The sequence below is a fragment of the Rhodopirellula islandica genome (genome assembly GCF_001027925.1).
Lineage (GTDB): Bacteria > Planctomycetota > Planctomycetia > Pirellulales > Pirellulaceae > Rhodopirellula > Rhodopirellula islandica.
On record NZ_LECT01000016.1, the window covers coordinates 298,480 to 320,103 of the forward strand.

16 protein-coding genes are annotated in these 21,624 nt (G+C 56.4%); 12 read left to right on the forward strand and 4 right to left on the reverse strand.

What is annotated here, in order from left to right; genetic code table 11:
• Positions 1-59: 59 nt before the first annotated feature.
• The gene (locus RISK_RS08235) at positions 60-1,280 is read left to right on the forward strand and encodes a bifunctional 3,4-dihydroxy-2-butanone-4-phosphate synthase/GTP cyclohydrolase II (protein ID WP_047813769.1); all 1,221 of its coding nucleotides are present in this window, start codon (positions 60-62) and stop codon (positions 1,278-1,280) included.
• 565 nt (positions 1,281-1,845) lie between these two features.
• Here the strand turns inward: RISK_RS08235 and RISK_RS08240 are convergent.
• Both RISK_RS08240 and RISK_RS08245 read right to left on the reverse strand, forming a co-directional pair.
• The gene (locus RISK_RS08240; RefSeq protein ID WP_047813770.1) at positions 1,846-2,910 is read right to left on the reverse strand and encodes a hypothetical protein; all 1,065 of its coding nucleotides are present in this window, start codon (positions 2,908-2,910) and stop codon (positions 1,846-1,848) included.
• Between the two features lie 41 nt (positions 2,911-2,951).
• Positions 2,952-6,116, reverse strand: coding sequence for a hypothetical protein (locus tag RISK_RS08245; RefSeq protein WP_236696142.1), 3,165 nt, complete (start codon positions 6,114-6,116; stop codon positions 2,952-2,954).
• Between the two features lie 342 nt (positions 6,117-6,458).
• Here RISK_RS08245 and RISK_RS08250 point away from each other — a divergent pair, with 342 nt between their 5' ends.
• The 8 genes from RISK_RS08250 to RISK_RS08295 all read left to right on the forward strand — a co-directional run bounded on the left by RISK_RS08250 (position 6,459) and on the right by RISK_RS08295 (position 16,224).
• Positions 6,459-6,683 (forward strand): hypothetical protein, encoded by a 225-nt coding sequence (locus RISK_RS08250; RefSeq protein ID WP_047813851.1) that lies wholly within the window; start codon positions 6,459-6,461, stop codon positions 6,681-6,683.
• 15 nt (positions 6,684-6,698) lie between these two features.
• Positions 6,699-8,762, forward strand: coding sequence for a DUF4129 domain-containing protein (locus RISK_RS08255; RefSeq protein WP_047813771.1), 2,064 nt, complete (start codon positions 6,699-6,701; stop codon positions 8,760-8,762).
• The gene (locus tag RISK_RS08260; RefSeq protein WP_047813772.1) at positions 8,759-9,787 is read left to right on the forward strand and encodes a hypothetical protein; all 1,029 of its coding nucleotides are present in this window, start codon (positions 8,759-8,761) and stop codon (positions 9,785-9,787) included. Before RISK_RS08255 ends, RISK_RS08260 begins: the two co-directional genes overlap by 4 nt.
• 118 nt (positions 9,788-9,905) lie before the next feature.
• The gene (locus RISK_RS08265) at positions 9,906-11,693 is read left to right on the forward strand and encodes a hypothetical protein (RefSeq protein WP_047813773.1); all 1,788 of its coding nucleotides are present in this window, start codon (positions 9,906-9,908) and stop codon (positions 11,691-11,693) included.
• Positions 11,694-11,828: 135 nt separating this feature from the next.
• The gene (locus RISK_RS08270; RefSeq protein WP_047813774.1) at positions 11,829-12,803 is read left to right on the forward strand and encodes a DUF1571 domain-containing protein; all 975 of its coding nucleotides are present in this window, start codon (positions 11,829-11,831) and stop codon (positions 12,801-12,803) included.
• Positions 12,804-13,230: 427 nt separating this feature from the next.
• A complete protein-coding gene (locus tag RISK_RS08280; protein ID WP_047813776.1) occupies positions 13,231-13,794 on the forward strand; it encodes a hypothetical protein in 564 nt (187 codons plus the stop codon).
• Positions 13,795-14,504: 710 nt separating this feature from the next.
• Positions 14,505-14,792, forward strand: a complete 288-nt coding sequence (locus tag RISK_RS08290) for a hypothetical protein (RefSeq protein ID WP_236696145.1) — start codon at positions 14,505-14,507, stop codon at positions 14,790-14,792.
• 61 nt (positions 14,793-14,853) lie between these two features.
• Positions 14,854-16,224 carry a hypothetical protein gene (locus RISK_RS08295; protein ID WP_150122521.1) on the forward strand — a complete coding sequence of 457 codons (1,371 nt, stop codon included), beginning with the start codon at positions 14,854-14,856 and terminating at the stop codon, positions 16,222-16,224.
• A 744-nt stretch (positions 16,225-16,968) separates the two neighbouring features.
• Here RISK_RS08295 and tmk read toward each other — a convergent pair.
• Positions 16,969-17,625: a dTMP kinase gene (gene tmk, locus RISK_RS08305; protein ID WP_047813780.1), complete on the reverse strand. Its 657-nt coding sequence runs from the start codon at positions 17,623-17,625 to the stop codon at positions 16,969-16,971.
• Entirely contained in the window at positions 17,625-18,200 is a 576-nt protein-coding gene (locus tag RISK_RS08310) for a hypothetical protein (RefSeq protein WP_047813781.1), read from the reverse strand. Before RISK_RS08310 ends, tmk begins: the two co-directional genes overlap by 1 nt.
• A 156-nt stretch (positions 18,201-18,356) precedes the next feature.
• Between RISK_RS08310 and RISK_RS08315 the strand changes: the two genes are divergently transcribed.
• From RISK_RS08315 to RISK_RS08325, 3 genes are read left to right on the forward strand one after another with little or no spacing between them, the layout of a single operon-like run.
• The gene (locus RISK_RS08315; protein WP_047813782.1) at positions 18,357-19,778 is read left to right on the forward strand and encodes a hypothetical protein; all 1,422 of its coding nucleotides are present in this window, start codon (positions 18,357-18,359) and stop codon (positions 19,776-19,778) included.
• A complete protein-coding gene (locus RISK_RS08320; RefSeq protein ID WP_047813783.1) occupies positions 19,775-20,557 on the forward strand; it encodes an NUDIX hydrolase in 783 nt (260 codons plus the stop codon). The genes RISK_RS08315 and RISK_RS08320 overlap by 4 nt, the downstream gene beginning before the upstream one ends.
• Positions 20,554-21,624, forward strand: a complete 1,071-nt coding sequence (locus tag RISK_RS08325) for a metal ABC transporter solute-binding protein, Zn/Mn family (protein ID WP_047813784.1) — start codon at positions 20,554-20,556, stop codon at positions 21,622-21,624. Before RISK_RS08320 ends, RISK_RS08325 begins: the two co-directional genes overlap by 4 nt.

The following is a 21,624-nucleotide window of genomic DNA, read 5'->3' on the forward strand; positions in this document are numbered from 1 at the left end:
CCATTTCGTCGCATGGTCCCCCGTCTTTCCCCCCCCATCGCCGACCTGATCTGCCCAATATGTCATCCTCGATTGAGTTGAACACGATTCCCGAAGCCGTCGAAGCCATTGCCCGAGGCGAAGTCATCATCGTGATTGACGCGGAAGACCGTGAAAACGAAGGCGATTTTATCTGCGCGGGCGAAAAAGCGACCCCAGAACTGATCAATTTCATTTTGGGTGGGCGTGGACAGTTGTGCGTTTCGGTGCTGCCCGAGGTGTGTAAACGACTGGAATTGTCACCGGTCGTCCCTCAAAACAACGCTCCGCTGCAAACCGCGTTCATGACGCCAATCGATATCGCCACTGCGAAAACAGGCATCACGGCCGCCGAGCGAAGTGAAACGATTCGACTCCTGACGGATCCCGAGGCCACGGAAGAAGACTTCGTGCGTCCCGGTCACGTGTACCCATTGCTGGCCAAAGAAGGCGGTGTGCTACGCCGGGCAGGACACACTGAAGCGGCAATCGACCTTTCTCGGATGGCGGGACTGGCCCCCGTCGGCGTGCTCTGCGAAGTGCTGAACGAAACCGGCGACCGTGCTTCGCGTGACGACTTGGCGAAACTGGCCAAGGAACACAATCTGAAAATCATCAGCATCGAACACCTGATCGCACACCGACGCGTGAGCGAAAAACTGGTCAGCCGCGCCGCCACTTCGGAACTGCCAACCCGGTACGGCGATTTCGAAGTCATCGTTTACAATGTCAACTACGAAGCCCAAGAACCCATTGCAATCGTGTTCGGGGACCTGACCGCGCCCGGCACGCCACCACTGGTTCGGATGCACAGCAGCTGCTTCACGGGGGATTTGATCCAATCCCTGCGTTGCGATTGTGGAGACCAACTTCACATGGCACTGGACATGATCAGTCGCGAAGGCCGAGGTGCATTGATCTACCTTCCACAGGAAGGTCGGGGCATCGGGTTGGCTCAGAAGATCCGGGCCTACGCTTTGCAAGACAAGGGCATGGACACGGTCGAAGCCAACCACGCGCTCGGATTCAAAGCGGACATGCGTGACTACGGCGTCGGACTTCAAATTCTAAAGGACCTTGGTTTGTCCGAGGTTCGTTTGTTGACCAACAACCCGAAGAAAACCAAAGCCTTCAACCTTCGTGGCTTTGACTTGAAGGTCGTCGACCAAGTCCCGATCGTTCCCCCCAGTAACGAGCACAACATGCGCTACTTGGAAACCAAACGCGAAAAGATGGGTCACCAGCTGCCGCCACTGTCGTGAACCTTTCCACCGAAGATTCATCGCAGGCTTCCTCCGAGGCGTCGTTGCGATTTGCCGTGTTGCATCACCGCGTGCCATGCGGCGACAGCGACAAGTGTGCTGACCCAAATCGGGATGCCTCGGATTCAAGTGCCTCGGATCCAAGCGGCTGCGATTCAAGTGGCTGCGATTCAAGTGGCAGTGATACAGCCGCCCAGGCGACCGTTGCACGTGGCGATCACTTTGACTGGTTGTTCGAACTGGAAAGCGGCGGCGAGCAACTGTGGACCTGTGCCACGCCGATCGTGCAGCTGGCACCCGCGAACAAGATTCCGATGGTGCGTTTGCCGGATCACCGCCGGCTTTACTTGGACTACAACGGCCCGGTTTCCAACAACCGAGGCAATGTCACCCGGATCGCATTCGGCACTCACCGAATCCTCCGATCGGAATCGTCCTCGCAGGCGGCGACGAGCGAAATCCCGTTTCGCACCGTGGCCTCAATCCAACCAACGGAAGCACTCAACGCGGTCCCATTGCCCGGGTGCTTGGAGCTGTTGTTTCAGTCGGCTCCATTGCAGTCAATTCACTGGTACTGCGACAGCGAATCGTCTGAGCGAGTTCGCAACACCGCCGGCATCGTCTGGGACGGCTTCCTGACCATCCAGCGTTGGCCAGAGGCTTTGGTTCCCGCTGCTCGCGAATCTGCCCGGCGTTGATCGAGGTTTCGATCCCCGGTCGTCGTTGCGTCGGAGCTTTGCTCTTGGGATTCGGAAATCGATGCGGAACGGCCGTCCGTGGTTTGATCAGATGCACGTGAGGATTCATCCTCGGAATCGTTTGCTTGCTGTGATTGCTTGCGAAACGAAACGAAACGATGCACCGGACCTCGAGGCGAGTAGTAATCCTGCGCCAACTGGCCGGCTTGTCCCGACAGACGCAACCGCCCCGCGGTCAAGCTGACCAGTTCGATGACCAAGGGCTTGAAGGCATAGTGCGGGTCCTCTGGAGGAATGTGCACCAACGCGATCGGCCCATCCTCGGTGAAGTCCCACCGAATGTCTAAATCGCCCAGCGCAGCTTCGCGACTGATCCGGCGGACAAAGGGTTCCAGCGGCAATGGCAACGCCCCCGCTTTCAAGTCCGACAAGTGGATGGCAAGCAGATTGGGTTCTTCGGTCATCTCAACCGACAAGCGGCACGAGACCACCGTGTCGAGACGCGATGACTGGTACCGCACCGCGGCGAGAATTTGCCCATCTTGGATGGCGATGGCGGGCTCGCGCACGCCGCGACGTGACAGCCGATCAAATCGTTCTGGCAATTGATCGGACAGCCACGCGTTGATTTCCTCTTCACTGAAGGAGGCGTTCCAGGAACCTCGCCGTGACAGATCCGATTGCAGTTGCTCCACATCGTGTTGCAATTGATTCCGAGCAACCTGCATCGCTTGATCGGATTGATCCAAGACCCGCTGGTAGAAATCGGGCACTTGCCGAGACTGCCAAACCGCCCAGTAACTCGCCATGCCGCCGGCAACCAGGGCCACGGTCAAGACCACGCCCGCGATGCGTCCCCAAAAACGAAAGGACGACCGACTGCTTTTCTTAGCGTTCGCAGGCTTCGATCGATGCGATGGCGAATGGAACATAAGCGAAACCTTGGGAAGGCGTTCGACTGATCAAAAAGGACTCAAAATCTTAGCGGCTGAGGCAACCAATTGCGAATTTTGCCGGTCACACTCGCATTTTGCTGCGACGAATCCACCAGGGGCTGCGGATCCGAGGAACTTCCAGGCGTGGCCGCTGTGCCAGAAAGATTGTCCACCGTCTTTTCGGTGAGCATGGATTCTGTCGGCGGCCCTGTGGGGGCCGAAGTGGCGATCGCCACGGGACTGACAACGCCCTGCCCAAACGCCGGCTGCACAAAGGGACGATCAACCTCGGCGCGGCGCGGGTCCGTCGTTCGTCGCACGGCAAATTGCAACAATTGCTTGGCCCAGAATTGATTCAGTAATCTCGCGGGACCTTTGACGTCGTCACGTTGCAGACCCTGAACGGCCAAGTACGCCAAACTCTGGATTTCAGCTCGTTCGGCTCGACTGGCAAACCAATCCGTGACAAAAACATCGTCCACCCAAATGATTCCATCGGACAGATTGTCGATTGTTACCCGCAATTCTCGCGTGTTTTCCACGTCCACGTTCAGCCATTCCAAGACCACGGTGGAGTCTTGCCATTTTCCGTCAATTGGAACTTCCACTTCACGCCAATGGCGACACGGTTGCCCGTCGAGAGATCCCTCCAGTGCCACTCGCAGCGTCAGTGTTTTGGAAGCTTCCGCGGAAGTCCCCTGGCGTCCTTCGTTGCTTTGTCCCAACGGTTCGAGCGAGGGCCTTCCTGAATTCCCTGCGGTAGGATTGGCAATCGCTGGAGCGGATGCTCCCGGCGTCGCTGGTGCTTTGAGAGGTTCGCGGTACCCTCGGACAGCCATGGAAATGGCAACGCGTCCCGCGACTGGAGTCGCAATGTTTTTGCTGATCAACCAAGCCTGAGTTCCCGACTCATCGCGAGCGGCGAGACGCACACTGTGCTCGCCACGAAACGCTGCGCGTGAATCGAGTTTGACAGCGTCAGCGGGATGTTGGGCATGCATCCAATTCGGAATCCCCAGTCGCGCGGACGCATCTGGCAAACTGCTCTGCTCGAACCCGCCGTTGCTGAGCAGGGATTGCGGTGACTTTGCAGCGAAGTGTGGTGTCACTTGCTTGGGAGAACGCAGCAACGTTGTGCTGGCTTGAATCACTCGACCAGGGTTCCAGCGGTCAATGGAGGACCTCGCCGGTGCGGCTTGCGATTCAGCTTCTGGAGTGGGTGTTTTCAATTCTCGAGGCAACCGATCCAACTCACTCAACAAACCGACATGCTCCACCACCATCGTGACTTGCTCGGTGATTCGAGGCATCATCGTGGCAGGGTCCGAGACGGATCCGGTCCAGGCGAATTTGCGAGGCAGTGGCGATTCACTTTGGCAAATCACCATCTGACGCGGTGGCAATTTCAAACGGGCGCCCAGTGCTGTTTGCTCCGGCACCGTGAGCGTCAGATCCCTTGCATCGTCACCCGCAGTGGTCTTCCAAACCGTCGTTTCCGTCGTCGTCAGCGAAACGCTCATGGTCCACGGAGCACGGTTCACAAGCACCAAAGAATGACTGGACGGATGCACCGACACGGTCACCAACCCATCGATCGACCTCTGTTTGCCATTGGCAACTTCTGCCGGCACTGGAATCAAATCCTCGTTCCAGTGTTTCCAAACGTGGCAAGCGGCCTTGCCAATGGATGAGTCCAACATGTCGCGATCGAACAATAGGAATCGTGACGAAATGGAATCACGAGGCAGGCCCGCGGCACGAGCAGGTTGATCCCACCACTGAATCCATTGGTCATCCTTCAACGCCATCGAAACGGCGTTGCCCTCCACGGAAGACGCGGCGTCCGAGGTGGGACTCACAGGTTGGTACCCCAGCCAAAAACCTTGGGCGGGCTCAGCAGCACGACTGTCCATGATCGGGAAGTGGGCGCTCAACCGCGGGGGCGGTTCACGTCGGTGATCACTGACCAACCAAACCTGCCCGTCGGTTCGTTCCGGTTGCAAACGGCGAACTTCGGCGAGAGTTTGTTGCAGCAAAGGAAGCACGGTTGATTCGCTGGTGGCATCTGCGGTCGACGCCGTTTCAACATTCGCATCTTCGACCAAGATCAAGTGCTGATGATTCAAGTTCGCAATGATCGGCAGCAAAGCTTCCGTCGCATGATGGTGGCCGCAGTTCCGGCACTGAATGGTTTCTGATTGCCATCGCACCACAAAACCACTGGCCTGGCCGTTGCCCCAGAATTCATTCCAGGAATCAACCAAACGATTCACCGGAGCACCGCACTGCAAATGGGGCGGTTCCAACCAAACCTGTCCGTCCAACTGAATCATTTCTTCCGCGGCCAAGCGGACCAGCATGGCGTCTTCGAGGGACCCTTCGTTGGAAACCGATGAATCGGGATCGGCACCAAGCGCCGCCTCGGGCATGGGCAGGACGATCGCGTCCACACCATGGTCACGCAGGACTTTGATTTCGCGTTTCAAGCAATTCAGACGCGCTTGCCACTGCATCGCATCCTCCGAAATCGGTGCGTCATCGTGACGCCAATTCCAGTTCAACAAGGAGTGATCCTTTGCGGATGTCTCCGCCGCCGCATTGGAACACCACGATCGCAGGGTCGCCGCATCGATCCGCGTCATCAGTTGACGGGGCTTCAGTTCCATTGGGCTGGGAAGGCCCGCCGTGGGTTGGGTGGGGGCAGTCGGTTGCGTGCTGGAGGCTGGGAACACCACCACGGTCCAACTGCGAACCACGTCCATCCCATCACGCTCGGTCAGGGAATCCAAACGCAGCCAGCGCTGCCAACCTTGGTGGTCTCGAGGGACGCGCATTTGCACATCGTAAATCCCTGGCTCCGTGATCGTGACCGGTTCAGACACCGTTGCAGGGGAAATTTCCACGCGCCCGATCAGGGCATTGGATGCAGCCGATCGAATGTCCAAGCGTCCCGAGCCTTTGGATTGATCCACCGGCGTTTCGCTCGCAACTGTTTCTTCGTCAGCAGCGTCCGCTTCGCCCGCGATCCGAAAACGAATCAACGATTCCGACAACTGGCACGAAGGGATCCCCTTCTGCGGCAAGACAACGATTTTTTCACTGGTTTGCGCGAGGGCGTTTGTCACGCCGAAAACACAGACCAACAACCCTGCCAGCGATCGCGACACAGCGATTGCGAAAGCATCGTAGAACGTGCGCGACACGTCACGACAACGGTCGTTTCGAGGTGTTGTCCGCGCGTTTGTTTCGCCTTGCCCCATCACTTGAAAACCAGCTTTTGTGATAATCACCACCCAACAGGGTGGCCGATTCTTCGAGATCCAACTTGAATCGTCCAACGCCAAAGTACTGGGTTCATCACCGTCATCACAAGACGATTTCGGAGGGAACTTGCATTCAAACCACGCCCCCCTAGAGGCGCACTGACCACCCTTGCCGCGCAAGAATCACCCCAGAATTAGCTGTATTCAAGATGACAAAAGCACTAAGCTGAAGGTTGTTCCGCAAACATAGTGGAGGTGCATATGAGTGCCCAATGGTATTACATGAGTCACGGATGGTTTCATACGACGAAACGGATCGGTCCCATCAGCGAACCTGAAATGTTGCTCCGTATCGACCGGGGGAAAATTTCTCCGGAAACGTTGGTGCAAAGCTCCAAGACGCGGCAGCGGTGGGTTCCAATGAGTACGATTGAACCTGCCATGCGGCGATGGAAAGCGTCTCATCCCAACGAAGCCGGTGACGCCGCGCACGGGCAGGCCAGCTAGCCACACGGCATCTTCTTGAGCCGACTGCATCACACCGCCGCCGACTACGCCGCCATCGCGATTGCGCCGGTGTTGATCTTCGTGATGCTGTTCAGTCTGGCCAGCTTCCTGTGCATCGTCCTGTATTCCGGCGGGTACTCGGGCGCGTTGGTCTGGACGATGTTGATGTACACGATGGGAGCCACTGCGGTGGCCCGGATCACCATCGAACACGATCGTCAGTACTCCTCCCTGTACGCAATTGCTTTGGGCGTCGCGACGGTTTTCGTCCTGATTCGGTACGTTGGCGATCCGATCTTTTCCATCGGGATCGTGTGGGTCGTCGGTTATTTGGCCGACAAGATCGTTCACGACTGCACCATCGTCGATGATGCCGTCGACAGCAGCGGACAGGGACTGGTCGACAGTGGTTTGTCGTTTCTGAAGCTTCGACGACAACAAAAACAACAGACCGACGTCTTGCCATCAAATGCGGCAACCGACGCGAATGACGCCAGTGCGATCTCCCAGTCCAACTCCAAACGCTCAGCCAAGAACCCTGCTGCCGGGCACCAACCAGGTCGAACCGTGTTGTGGCTGGCACTGGGGGCCTTGCCGCTGTTTGGTCTGGGCCAGTTTTTTCTTGGTGGCGATTCAAAAACCTGGAACCTGGCTCGAATCCTTCTGACGCTCTATTTGTTTTCTGCGTTGTCACTGCTCGTGGTGACTTCGTTTTTGAACCTTCGGCGTTATCTGCGACAACGGCAGACCGAGATGCCTTTGGATGCAACCGTCGCATGGCTTGCAGGTGGCATTGTCATCATCGGGGTGATCCTGATGATCGCCTACATCGCTCCGTTGCCCGGCAAGGCCGTTGCTTCGCTGAAGGCCCCCGAGTTCCTCACCAATCGGTCGCCGCTGTCTGCCAGCGAATACGGGTGGGGCGATGAGGGCGCGGAAATCAGCGACGAGAACGACGCGAAGTCATCCGAAACCAGCCCAGACGGTTCTCCCAGCGGTGAAACCAAACCCGGTGCAAAAGCCGGCGGCCAAAAGGGCAACCGCGAAGATGGACCTGCGGGCAGTGATCCCGGCGGAAAGAAGCAAGGCAAGGGGCAAGACCCCGGCAGCGACCAACCCGCCGGCGGTGAAAAAAACGAGTCGTCGAAGAGCCCGTCTCCCGCGGCCAACGATTCCAAGAACTCGGGCACCCCCCCCCAATCCGAGCCCGGACAACCAGGGCCCAAGTCAGGAGACCAAGGCAAGGCGCCTCCCAACCAGTCACCCCCCTCACCGAGCGAATCCTCCTCCAAAACCGATCCACCCAACCAATCGCAGTCGAAAACATCCGAGTCGAATGCGGCAGATGCGGCCAACGACGATTCGCAAAGTGGGGAACCCGAGAACTCAAGCTCCGACACCGATGCCGCGGAGGAATCCCAATCGCCTGATTCGCAGGAACAGGAGCCTCAAACATCCGAGCAATCGAAATCCAACAGCGAGTCGCCCTCGGACGACACCCCGAATCAAAACACGGGCAACCAACAGGAACCGCTCTCGGCTCGGACCAAGCCACCGCCCGATCGCTCGCCGTCCTTGGGGGGCGTGTTCAGCACCATGGCAGGAATGCTGAAATGGGTGATTTTCCTGGCGTTGTTTGCGTTCATCGCGTTCTTTGTCGTTCGTAACTTGGACGCCATTCTGGCGTGGTGGGACAACCTCTTTGCGGATGAAAACCGAGAACCGTCCGCTCCAAAACCGATCGAGAAGAAAAGCTTGGAGCCGGATTCGCCACCGCGACCATTTGCATCGTTTCGAAATCCGGCTGGGGATCCCGATCCGCGTCGGGTGGTGGTTGTCACGTTTCAGGCTTTGGAAGCATGGTGCCGAGAACAAGGCGTCGAGCGATCTCCGGACGAAACGCCGTCTGAATTTGTCCGCCGAGTCGCAGTGCAATTCCCGACTCTCGGCCAATCGGCGGTCCAGGTCGTCGATGCGTACAACCGAATCGTCTATGGTCGTGCAGCGGCCTTGCAGGATGATGTCGAGGCCGCCAATTCGGTTTGGCAAGTTTTCGCTGGTGGCACCCGCACTTCATGACGTCGCATTTGCACTCCCCCATTCACACGCAAATCGCGCGAGCGACAGCGCCGTGGATGTTTGCGCTGTCCATGTTGTTCTTGGTGTGCCAAGCGGTCTTGATCGTGATGTGGGTCGACGTTCCCAATCTTCGCGAATCGGCCACTCAGGCGGACGTCGATCAATACGTCATTCGGGTTGATTCGACTTACTTGGGAATGTGGTTCGAACAACTCGCGATTGTTTCGATGCTGGCGATTTGGCCCATCGTGATCCTGGAGTCCGTCTACCACTGGATCATTCGGCCGAAAACACCGTCCATGCGATGGTTCCACTTCTACACGTTGACGTTTTGCATTTGCCCTTCCCTGCGGATGTGTGCTCGCAGTTACGAAATGCATGGCCAGTTGTGGTTGCCCGGCATGTCGTGGCAACGAACCAACAAACGGCTGAGGCGGCGTTTGGCGCAACACTTCAGCATTCCGATGATCGGCATCGCGCTGTTGATCTTGCCGGTGTTGATCACGGAGTTCTTTCTCAAAGACCAAGTCGCACGTTATCAATGGCTGCGAATCGCGTTGCACATCGGCACCGGAGTGATCTGGTTTGCTTTCGCGGCAGAATTCATTCTGATGGTTTCCATTGCGGAGAAGAAGCTTCAGTACATCCGCCACAATTGGGTCGACTTGGCCATCATCTTGCTGCCGTTTTTCTCGTTCCTGCGATCGATGCAGGCGGTTCGAGGAACTCGTTTGGCGAAACTTGCGAAAATACCCCAAATTGCCAAGCTTGCTCGGGCCTATCGCTTGCGAGGCACGGCGCTCAAGGGCTTCCGAGCCCTGGTGATCTTGGGCGTCGCCACCCGGTTGTTCAAAACCAACAAGAAACGCCAGCTCGAACGACTGCAGGCGGAATTGTCCGTCGCGCGTCGTGAAACGCGGTTGATTCGGCTCGCGATTGCTCGACTGGAGCGTGAAATCCAGGAAGAACTGGACGATGAAGCAGGCCTGGCGGACGAAACCGACGCCGCCGTCCCGCTCAACTAGGTAAAAAAGAACCCAGAAGAAACTCGCCCAAATTGCCAACATTGCTGAAACTTCAGCGAATTGGCCTGGGTACCTTTCTTCGTACGCGCCCTGTTCCTGACATGACGCGGCCTTACAGTTGAAGCTCTTGCCTTTCAGTTTCCAATTTGATCCGACAAAGGACGCACCCGTGAGATTGTCGTACGCCCGTTTCCAACCCGCCCGCCCAGGCATTTCTCGAGTTGCCACGTTCGCGTTGGCCGCTTTGGTCGCCGTCGCAGGCATCGCCTCACCGTTCACTTCGGTGATGGCTCAAGAAAAATTGACTCCCGGTGGCGGCAGTGCCGTGGCGGGACAATCCACTGAACCCGTTGTCGTGGTCACGTTGGGCAGCATTGACCAATTGACCCGCGACTTGAACTACCTCAGTGGTGCGATCGGCCAGCCTCAATTGGGAGGCATGTTCGCCATGATGGCCGGAACCTTCACGCAAGGCATCGACACCTCTCAACCGGTTGGTGTGGTCGTCCCGTTGATCGACGGTGCTCCGGAACCCATCGCGTTGTTGCCAACCTCCAATGTCAAAACCGTGCTCAAACGCATGGAAGCTCAAGTCGGCCCCGCCGACGAACTGGACGACGGCACCATGGTGATCGCCATCGGCGCCAACACGGTGTTCATCCGCCAAGTCGGTAACTGGGCTGTCTTGGCTCGCAACCGCAGCGTGCTGGACCGTGCTCCCGCCGACCCCTCGGCCATCATCAGCGAGATGGGCACGGACTACGACATCGCCGTTCGCTTGGACGTCCAACAGATCCCGCCGCCAATGCGTGATGCCTTGATCGGGCAAATTCGCCAAGGCTTTGACCAAGCCATGAAGCAGCAACAAAACGGCGACGAAGCCGCTTTGGAATACGCCGCTCAATCGATCGAACAACTCGAACAAGTCATCGATCAAACCAAAGAACTGATGATCGGAATCGACATTGATTCGGCCAATCGCCGCATCATGCTCGAGACCGAATTCACCGCCGTTGCCGGAACCAAATTGGCTCGCATCTACGACGGGCAAAAACCGATCCCGTCGGCTTACAGCAGTGTCATTCGTGAAGATGCCGCCGGCTACGTTCACTTCGCCAGTTCGATTGGCCCCGAGGCTTTGGAACAAGCTCAAACGAGCGTCGACGGTGCCATGCAAATGCTGGGATCGGCTCTGAGCCAAACCGACAAGCTGAGCGAATCCGAGCAAGCCGAAGCGACAGACATGATTCGCCGCGTGGTTGAATTGATGATGGACTCGGCCAAAGAAGGCAAGTCGGACTTCGGTGCCTTGTTGCTGACCGATGCCAATAAATTGCAATTCGCAATGGGGGCCTTTGTTTCCGACGGTGGCGAAGCCGCCAGCATCGTCAAAGATGTCGCTGCCAAGGTTCAAGGTCGCGGTGACGCACCTCGCTTTGAGTTCGACGTCAACAATTACAAGGGCGTCAACATGCACTTGGTGGAAGCCGACGTGCCCGCTGACGAAGACGAAGTTCGCAAGATCTTCGGCGAACAAGTTCGCGTTCACATCGGAACTGGCCCCAAAGCCATCTACGTTGCTTTGGGCGATGACAGCCTGCCATTGATGAAGCAATTGATCGACGCGGAAGCAACACCCGTGGCTCCGTCGGGCAACACGTTGATGCAACTGGAAGTCAACCTGATGCCAATCCTTCAGTTTGCTCAATCGATCGAGAACAACGATGCGATCGCCGCCATGATCGACGCTCTTTCACGAGCCGATGACGCTGGTGAATTGCGAATCGTTTCCGAAGCGATCGAAAACGGCCAAATCAGCCGGTTCATCATCGGTGACGGCATGCTGCAAGCCATCGGTGCTGCCGCTCGCCAAGCTCAGCAAGCCAAAATGAACCAGGGCTTCTGAGCCGAACCCTTGTCATTCTGTTCATTTGCACTGTCAGATGACCTGAATCAATGACCTTTCAAACCTCTCTGGGCGAGCCTGATCACAGGTGAATCCAGAGAGGTTTTTTCATATTCTCTTCCGGTGTTTGCTTTCATGGCTTCCGATTCATCTTCCGCCCACTCCAACGCCAATGTTTCTTGCTGCAGCCGGCGTCGAACCTGCCTGATCGGCCTGCTGTGTTTCTTCGCAGGACTGGGGCTGGGTTGGTTCTTCCGCGGGAAAAGTGTACCGCGTTCCGTCGCCAATCCACCGACCGTGATCGGCTCCCCTTCGTCACCTGGCCCCCATTCGTCCTCTGGCAACGCTCAAAACGACGGGACGACCGAATCAGCCTCCGTCGAAGTTCCCATGTCAGAGGTGCTGAAGCTCGCGGAGGAATCGCTGCAGCACTTGATCGACAACGTCGACGGCTACACAACGCGAATGATCAAACACGAACAGGACCGCAACGGCGTTCTGCAAGAACCGTCGGAGATGTTCATGAAGATCCGAACGCGACACGTTGGTGGCGAGCCCGGCCAAGGCCTGCGTGCTTACTTGCGATTCGAAACACCCGAGTCCGCGAAAGGACGGGAGGTGATTTGGATCGAGGACCAAAACGACGGCCAGCTTCTTGTTCGTGAAGCCGGGTTCCTTGGCAGCATGATGACCGCCAAGCTCGAACCCACCAATTTCCTCGCCATGCGAGGCCAACGCTATCCGATCACCGAGCTGGGGCTGACGAATCTGGTCCGCAAATTGATTGAGCGTGGGTCTCGCGACGTTGACAATCCCGACGTCCGTGTGATTCGCACGGAAGGCCATCCGTTCGATGGAAAATCATTGACGTTGCTGCAGATCCAACGATCCCAACCGAGCGACCAACCCGATGATTTCTCGTTGGCGGAAGTCGTGATCGACGAAGAGCAGAAACTGATCGTCAGCTTCCGCAGCTTTGGCTGGCCAGAATCGGAAGGCGAAACGCCGCCCCTGATCGAATCGTACGAGTACCACGACTTGGTTGTGAACCCAAAGTTAACCGACCTCGATTTCGATCCCACCAACCCGGACTACACCTTTCCTGAGTGAGGCGTTCGATGAATGATTCATTCGGCCTTTGGCCAAAGCGTGCGGGTGGCGCCGCACAAGACCAGGGGCGTTGCCCACTGGCTATGTTGAGCATGGCTTTTGGCCAAGGTGGACAACCGACCAACGGCCAGTTTCATCGAAGCCAGTTGCACCGCCCCTGGGACTTTGCCCGGTTGCCCCTGACGAATCGAGAATCACATTTTGGCGGGCAAAGGTTGCGTTCGCCCAGCGAACCCCGATTCTCAGACAAACAAAAAGCTTGACATCGGCGTGCTGCACCACCACGTTAGGTGAGGGCAGCGCAACCAGCGATAAGTCCGAGATTGCGAACCTGAGACGGGACAACGCAACCGGTGAAAACACCCTTCCATCCAACTTATCTCCGGACCAACCGGGGATAATCATATCGTTACCCGACTGAATGCCAATGATCGCACTCGGCTACATGGCGAAACGTATCGTCGAGCGTCCCGATTGGCTGGGCGTACCATCGGTCCGCGACGTCTACGCCGTGTCAGACTGCATCTCACCGGACTTTGCGGACTACATAACTTTTTGGAAGCACAACGGCTTCTGGTTCTTCGACCGGCCTTCCAACATTACTAGGCTTTGTACGCAGCACGGCATCTCGTTGGATGACCTTGCCTTCGTGTATTACGAGGCCCATCCGCAGCAATTCGACAACGACGATCACACCTGGCGGGACTTCGGACCTGAACTGGACATCAAGACGGATATTTTGCCAGCAACCGCATCGACACTGCTCGGATATGACATCGTCTGTTACTCGATGCAGAACTCGCCCGAATGCTCACCGTTGTCGTGCAACCACGTCGCGACTGACGTCCAAGTGAATTCGCACTGTCTTATCGACTCGCTTGACTACGCTATCCAATCTCTCGAAACTGGCATCTTTGACAACGCCGAGCCCGGCCCGATGCGGATTGTTGCCGTCCACTCGCTTCGTACGGGAGCGGACGGGGAACCATGACATGCACGAGAGCACGGCTTCCAGCGTTCTAGCAATGGATCGCTGTCTCTCCGTGCCCCGTGAGGTCCGACGCTCCGCGAATTGCGACGTTTGCGAACACATCAAGATTCACCATTCATTCCGCAGGTCGCTATCAATGCCGAAACACACCATTTCCATGCTTACCGGATTGCTTGTTTTTGCAACCGTTCTTTGCTCGCCCACCACTTACGCTGACGAGCCAACTACTGAGACCGATCCTCGTCCAAGTGAGGGAGTCATTCGCTTCGAGTTTTCGGGATCGTACAACGTGGTCATCGACGGTGCGACCGTAGCGACGGGACAGGGCACAACCACGGTCGAACTGAGCCAAACATTTGCGTACCGATTGTTTCATGATTTCCAGAAAACGCTTCAGGACTCGAATATTGTCGGGGACGACGTAGCCAAAGGGATCTCGTCACTCCCGTCTACCATTCGTTCGGCAAACGAAACACTCAAATTGTTGTCCGATCCCGAAACGCAAGAATCGCTCAGGCAGGTGGAGTCCATGCTTCGTTTGCTTCCAAGAACGACTGTCCCAAAGGAAATGTCGACCGACTCTGATTCTGACCAGAATTGAGCTACTTGAGATCGAAGGGGACGGGGGCATTGCGATTTCTATTCGCTCACTCATGCCCCGCTCCCTTTTGATTGCTCCACGTCATTTCCGATCGCCGATGAACATCCAAATGAATGATCGACGCAAACTCATTCTCATTGCCGCCGCCAGCTTCGCTTGCGGTTTTATGGCGTGTGGTTTGTTCTGGAAGGGTTTGCCTCTGGCCGACCGTCATACCTTTCACGCGGTGACCGTTCAGTACACGGTCGACGATGGTCTCGGTGGCGTGTCGACGTTCAGTGACCTGGAGGTTGAGTCGGCTGTCCTCGGCGCCGACTATTTCACTATCACGCAGGTTGGCGGGCAAGTCGAAGTCATTCCTGTCAATCGAGTCGTCCGCTTCAGCTGCCAGCCCTGACCGGGCCGAGATGAGGCCACCTGCGAACGGCGATCAGTAGCAACGTCCTCGGCGGCGATGGATGCGTTCACCGCGATTCGTTGCTTCTTCCGTTTCCGCCGACACCAAAGACGCTCAATCGTTGCTGCCTGGCGGGGGAGGTGCTAATATTTTTGCTTGGAAGGCGTTTTGCATTTCAAGCCATTGGGCAAAATCGAAAGGGATGGCGTTCACTGTTGCTTTCATCTGTCCGTTCATGACCCCCGCCCTCTTTGATCGCCCCATGAAACTCAAATCACACAGAGTGATGCGAAGTGAACTAGAGAGTCTTCGCAGCTTTTTCGACAGCACGAAGAGGGCGTATGAAATTGCCGAAGAAATATGGCAGGCTCGCTACACTTCACCTCAATTGCGTGAACAGCTAAAGACCAACGAAGTGGACGTTTCCCCGCACGATACATCTTTAGGGAAAAGGTCTCAACGCAAGCGATTGCATACGATGTTGTGCGAGCTCACGTTGGTGCGGGTCGTTTCAGTACTTGAAGTGTTCTTGGTCGATTCAGTCAAGGACGTCTTTGTGGTTACAAAGAGACCATTCATGGACCCAAACCTGCGAATTGAGATGTCACAGGACGAATTAATTGCCAATAGCAGCCCTGCGAAAATTCTCGGCCGAATCATCGATCGCGAAACTAGACGACTGAGCAGCGGCGGATTCAAGGAGGTTATCAAGTATTACAAGCGACGCTTTGACATCGATTTATCCTGCATTTCTCCCGGCTATTCTGTTATGCAGGAGTATCATGACCGCAGGCACCTCTTAGTGCATCGTCTTGGGAGGACGGACAAAGTCTATCGACGAACCTACAAGACCGTTTCCAAGACGGTTGATGTCGCTGATGACTACATTGAAAAACTTTTTACTGACACAGCTTCGTTTGTTGAATGCGTTTGCGATCAGCTCGAGGTTTTCCTGAGAAGAGAGGATATTAGCAATTCCTCTATGAACGCTAGGCAGATAACCGACATCACGTTTCTCAAGAACGAGATAGTTGATTGTTTACAACCGAGTTTCCATTTTTGGGCCGGCGATGAGTACGTCACCACGAACGAAATCCTGGCCGGAACCCACAGGAATATGGATGGAAGCATCCGGCACTACTTTAACGGCACTGACCCCGCACTCCAGTGCATCAACAAGTGCCTTAAAGAGGAGGCAAGAAATGGGACTATAACGTTCAACACGGTCGCATCTGCCGTCGCACATAAGAAAGTAAGCGAACAAGTAGTCGAACAGGTATTCCAAAAGCTTCCAGAACAGCCTTGGCAAACCGGAATTCACAAAAGGATCGCTGAAGAACTTGGGCTTTCGAATGGCACGGTGTCTTCGGCGATCCAAACCTTAATCTCGCGAGGGAGATTCAAACAGCAGATACACGGCCGACTTTTCTAATGCTGCCAAATGATGAAGCCGAACTTTTTGCCTCAGGATCTTAACGGCACAATGGAAACGACCAAGGTCGCCTTCACCAAACATAAGATTACGCGTACCCATGCCCCTTACCATGACGAAATCAGAGGAAACGGGGTTCATTGTTGTTTCCATTCGCCTATGCATGAATCCCGCGCCCTTCGATTGTACGCGAACGTTTTTTTGGTTGGCTGTTGGACTACTTCGTTCCGAGTTGATTCTCTCAATGGCTATTTTCGCGGGGTCCATAAAAAACGGAAAGGTCAGTGTACCAAAGAGCGGAAACGCAGGAAGCTCTTTCAGATTATGGAAATAGTATGGGGAGATCTCTTTCGGGAACTTAGCTCGACATATTCCAACCGGGAATTGCCGTGCGACGAGATCGTTGCCATTCAGACGCCCAGAATAGACCTCCATTCTGCTGACATTCTGGACCGTGGAAGCACGCGAGCGGAGATTTTGTGAGCAGCGTTGCGGTTGACGTGGACAATGGTGGGCGAGTTTGCGGTTGGTTGGAAGGTTGGCTTGGCTTGAATTTTGGCGTGACAACTGGGCCTAACGGCCGTCGGCTGAAGTGAACGGGTTTGGTGAGCCGGCGTCTTCGGCAAATCTGAAAACAGCCTGTAGCGTCCTAGCCACATTCTGAAATGTTCCGTCGCCCGGCGGCTGCCATTGCAACGATCGATGCCGTTCAGGTGTGCGGGAACGAGAGACCTACAGACTGAATCAGAACAGCTCGATCGCTGCGATGGTTTTGGCGACTTCATCGATTGTTCCCGAGGCGTCGATGACGTGCGTGCGACCACCGGCGTTGGGCAATTCGTCCAAGAAGGCTTGCCGAACTTTGGCCATGTAATCGACGCCTCGTGACTCCATGCGATCAGCTTCGCCACCGACTCGCTGCATCGAGATCTCGGCGGGCAAATCCAGCAACAGCGTCACGTCCGGCTGAACCCCACCGCACGCGAGTCGGCCGAGTTGCCACAGCGTTTGCGCATCGACTTCACCACCAACGCTCTGATAGACCACGTTGGCCAGCAAGAACCGGTCGCTGATCACCGTCACCCCATCGGCCAGCGCCGATCGCAAGGTCGATTCGATCATTTCACAGCGACTGGCCATGAACAAGATCGCTTCGGTGCGTCGATGCATTTGCAGATCACTGTCCAGCAACATCGCTCGCAATTTCGTTCCCAGGTCAGTCGACCCGGGGTCTCGCACGCAGAGAATCTCGCGGCCTTCGGATCGCAAACGATCGGCCAAGATCTCGATCTGGGATGACTTCCCAACCCCGTCGATTCCATCGAGCGTGATCAAGCGACCCGGATACGGGTGAGCGGGTTCCGCTGTGCATGGTTCCGCATGGTGAGAATCGTCAGGCATCAAAACGTCCCCGTTGAATAGGCATCGGCTTTGCCCACAATTGGCAAGTGAGCGTATTCCGACACCAACCAACCGCCGTGGGCCGCATTGGGATCGCCACTTTTCTCGAATGTCAGCATCAATCGTCTGGGAATGGAAACATTCTTGATCGACCCGCGTTTTTCACTGACGGTCACCTTGACCGTCATGTCCACGTTGGCTTGTGGTGGCAAGGATCCCTGCACCATTTTGATGGATCGAATGCTGCCGACTTTGGCGACTTCGAATTCATAGCGTTGAAGTTCGGTTCCAGCTTGCGTCTGGGTTTGTTTGGCACCAATCAGCTCGACCACGTCGTCGTAGCGTTCTTCTTCGACGGCCTTGGCCACATCGTAGATCAAGGTTTCGATTCGTTCCTCGTCCGTCACCCAATTGCCGGCGATCACCCAAGCCAACGGAATCAAGGCGGCGGAGACCAAGCCGGCGATGGCCAATGCCTTTTTGCCCGTTTGCAACCAACTGAAAATCAACGCGGCGGCCAACACCCCCAGCATGATTGAAACCACGAGCGGTTGTTCAGCAAGGAGTTGAGTCATCGCAATCGCCAGAAAAGAGGAAGAGAGCCGCTTGGTTGCGATTCGCTGGGGTCACCCCAGGAACCACGATTCGATACGATAACCGCATTCGATCTCAGCGCCGTGAGGGTCGCCCTGATCCAATTGGTCATCCCGTTCATTTTAGCCACTTGTTCCATGAAACGTGTTTCGTTGCCAGTCGTCTCAGCCCAGCACTACCGTGGGGCAGTCGAGGGTGAATTATGGGAGTTGAGGCCCGCCGCGGTGGCGGGTTCGTTCTCCGCTCGTTCGCAACCCACCGATGATTCACCGGAGGCGATCACGAAACTCGCCGTGAGCATGTTGCAGACGCCGGCGGACTTCCCGACAGTGTTCGAGGCGATTGTTCCCGGCGACCATGTGGCTTTGGCGGTTGACCCCAATGTCCCGCGAATTTCGGATGTTTTGCGGGGCGTGCTTGCCTTGCTCGGGCAAGCCAATGCGGGCAAGGTCAGCGTGGTGCTCTGGAACGAGGCCGACGAAGCCTTGGTGACTCGACTGCAGCAAGAATTGGATGCGGTCCAGGCCAACCAAACCACCCTCAAACCGATGAAGGTGGAAGTGGTCCGCCACGAACCACACCGACGCGAAAATTTGCGTTACATCGTCGCGGACGAAAACGCCGAGGCGGTCTACCTGGCCAAGGATCTGGTCGACGCTGACTTCACGTTGCCAATTCTGTCCGCTCGATCCCGTGACGCGATCAACAACGTTGATCCGACCGGCATCTTCCCATTGTTCGCGGATGCGGCGACGCAGCACCGCTACCAGATCGGATCCACCACGGAACCTTCGGAAGCCGCTTGGTTGCTGGGCGTGCAAGTCATGATGCTGGTTTCCGCCGACGCAGCCGGTGAACTCGGTCGATTGATCGCCGGCACCCCGGATGCCTTGCGCCATGAGCTGGCCAACCTGTACGCCAGCGGAGAGACGGCCGACCAAGAGTCCTGGGATCGCGACGAATCCGCGATCACTTCGGACGCCATCAGCGAGACCGTCCCGACCGCGGAAATGGTCGTTGCGGCTCTCGATGGAGACGAAAACTCGCAGACCTGGGCCAACCTGGCGCGGGCCGCAATCGCAGCCGGGCGTCACGTCACACCGGCCGGAACGATTGTGATTTGGTCGCAAGTCAGAACGCCGCCCGGCCCGGTGTGGTTGCGAGAACTCGGTCAATCACCGATCGGCATCGAGTCCGATCCGGACCAGAGCGACGCCTCCCAAGACAACGACGAGGAGGAGGAAGACGACTCGGGCACGGCCGATTTGGAACCGAGCAACCCAGCCAAGTTGGACCAGGACACGGCGTTCAAAAGCTGGGACGCGGAAACACCTCTGGCACGGCAATGGAGTCAATTGATTGCCGATGGTCACGTGCTGCTGCACTGCCAACTCGACGACGATGTGGTTGAATCACTCGGGATGGGTGTCATCCACTCGATCGAAGAACTTCGAACCCTCGGAACGCGTCTCAGCGGTGCAGGAGTGTTGCGTGCGGCGCACTACCACACCGAATCCATCGTCGCTTTCTCAATGACCGACGAGGAGGTTGAACCATGAAGAAGAAACCAAGCGCGGCCACCGTCAAAAAAACAGCCAAGAAGTCTGCTTCGCGGAAATCGGCAAAGAAGTCCTCCCGTGAATCAACACGCAAATCACATCCTGCCGCCCACCAAGCGAGTGGCAACGACGCCAAAAAATCCGCCAGCAAGACGGTGAAGAAGTCGGTCAAGAAGAAGGCTGCGAAAAAGTCCGCTGTCAAAAGCGTTCGCAAGGCAAGCCCCAAGCCCAGCAGGCGTTCGCAAGAACCGATCGAACAGGCGTTCCGCTATTGTCCCTCGTGCCAAACACCGAGTGAGCATCTCGGAGCCATCCCGTTTCGCTGCGGAGAATGTGGATTCGCGTTCTTTTTTGGCCCCGTCGCGGCCGTCGGCGGGCTGATTGTGAACGAAGCTCAGGAATTGCTGCTTGTTCGTCGTGCACGCGACCCTGGCAAAGGCCAATGGGGTTTGCCCGGGGGCTTTGTCGATCGAGGCGAGTCCATCGAGGAAGCTCTGCGCCGTGAGGTCATCGAAGAGACTCAGTTGAAAGTGACCGAGTTGACGCTGTTGACGACAGGCCCCAACACTTACACCTACGCCGGCGTGACCGCTGATGTGATCGATTTGTTCTTTGTCTGCAAAGTTCCCACGAACGCTAAGATTCAATTGGAACCCACTGAACTGTCTGAGTTCAAATGGTGTGTGCCTACCAAGCGTGAGCTCAACAACATGGCATTCCCGTCCAATCGAATCGCGGTGGAACAATGGCTCCAAGAAAGAAAACAGGCCTCCAAATGAATTCAGCGATTTCGACCGAGCATTCACCGCGGGCATCCACCCGATCATCGGCGTCTCGCTGGGCAACCGTGTTGATGGCCGGAACGATGTTGATCCTCGCCTTTGCGGCAACCGAAGGATGCACCAACTCATCCGGCAAACCCAAAAGCGGCAAGCTGCAAGTTCTCGCCACCACTGCGATGGTGGGCGACGTCGTCAAAGCGGTCGGTGGTGACGCAATCGAAGTCACCGTGTTGCTCGGTCCGGGCGTCGACCCGCACCTTTACAAGACGACTCGCGATGACGTGGCTCAAATTTTGGATGCCGATGTGGTGTTTTATTCGGGTTTGATGCTCGAGGGAAAAATGTCGGACACCTTTGCGAAGGTCGGGAAATCGAAACCCGTTTTCGCAGTGACAGAGGATTTGGATCACGACAAGCTTTTGTCTGATTCGCAGCAAACCGGCCACCCCGATCCGCACGTTTGGTTCGATGTCGAACTGTGGTCGCTCACCGCCAACCAAGTCGCGGAAGTCCTCGGGGAACAGTTGCCCGAACACCTGGATACGTTTGCGATGAATTCGTCAAACTACCAATCGGATTTGCGAGACCTCGCAGCGGACGCCAAGGCCGCCCTGGCAACGATCCCTGAAGACCAACGAATTCTGATCACCTCGCACGATGCGTTTGGCTACCTTGGCCGCGCTTACGGGATCGAGGTCATGGGTGTGCAGGGAATTTCAACGGACTCAGAAGCCGGGCTGCAACGCATCAACGAACTCGTCGACTTGATCGTTGAGAAACAGGTCCCCGCCGTCTTTGTTGAAACCAGTGTGAATGGGAAAAGCATTCAAGCCTTGATCGATGGCGCCCGTTCTCGTGGGCACGCGGTCAAAATTGGCGGGGAACTGTTTTCTGACGCCGCTGGCGAAGCGGGCACTTACGAGGGCACCTACCCTGGCATGATTGATCACAATGTGACACTGATCACCCGAGCCCTGGGAGGCGAAGCCCCCGAGAATGGATTGCGAGGCAAACTGAGCATGGACGCGGAAACGACAGCCGAGACCTCGAACGTTCCGAATTAG

What these genes read in the sequence shown, in the direction of transcription:
- RISK_RS08235 (WP_047813769.1), top strand. Translation starts at nt 60, where the DNA reads ATGTCATCCTCGATTGAGTTGAACACGATTCCCGAAGCCGTCGAAGCC.
- RISK_RS08240 (WP_047813770.1), bottom strand. Translation starts at nt 2,910, where the DNA reads ATGTTCCATTCGCCATCGCATCGATCGAAGCCTGCGAACGCTAAGAAA.
- RISK_RS08250 (WP_047813851.1), top strand. Translation starts at nt 6,459, where the DNA reads ATGAGTCACGGATGGTTTCATACGACGAAACGGATCGGTCCCATCAGC.
- RISK_RS08260 (WP_047813772.1), top strand. Translation starts at nt 8,759, where the DNA reads ATGACGTCGCATTTGCACTCCCCCATTCACACGCAAATCGCGCGAGCG.
- RISK_RS08270 (WP_047813774.1), top strand. Translation starts at nt 11,829, where the DNA reads ATGGCTTCCGATTCATCTTCCGCCCACTCCAACGCCAATGTTTCTTGC.
- RISK_RS08280 (WP_047813776.1), top strand. Translation starts at nt 13,231, where the DNA reads ATGATCGCACTCGGCTACATGGCGAAACGTATCGTCGAGCGTCCCGAT.
- RISK_RS08290 (WP_236696145.1), top strand. Translation starts at nt 14,505, where the DNA reads ATGAATGATCGACGCAAACTCATTCTCATTGCCGCCGCCAGCTTCGCT.
- RISK_RS08295 (WP_150122521.1), top strand. Translation starts at nt 14,854, where the DNA reads ATGCGTTCACCGCGATTCGTTGCTTCTTCCGTTTCCGCCGACACCAAA.
- tmk (WP_047813780.1), bottom strand. Translation starts at nt 17,625, where the DNA reads ATGCCTGACGATTCTCACCATGCGGAACCATGCACAGCGGAACCCGCT.
- RISK_RS08310 (WP_047813781.1), bottom strand. Translation starts at nt 18,200, where the DNA reads ATGACTCAACTCCTTGCTGAACAACCGCTCGTGGTTTCAATCATGCTG.
- RISK_RS08315 (WP_047813782.1), top strand. Translation starts at nt 18,357, where the DNA reads ATGAAACGTGTTTCGTTGCCAGTCGTCTCAGCCCAGCACTACCGTGGG.
- RISK_RS08320 (WP_047813783.1), top strand. Translation starts at nt 19,775, where the DNA reads ATGAAGAAGAAACCAAGCGCGGCCACCGTCAAAAAAACAGCCAAGAAG.
- RISK_RS08325 (WP_047813784.1), top strand. Translation starts at nt 20,554, where the DNA reads ATGAATTCAGCGATTTCGACCGAGCATTCACCGCGGGCATCCACCCGA.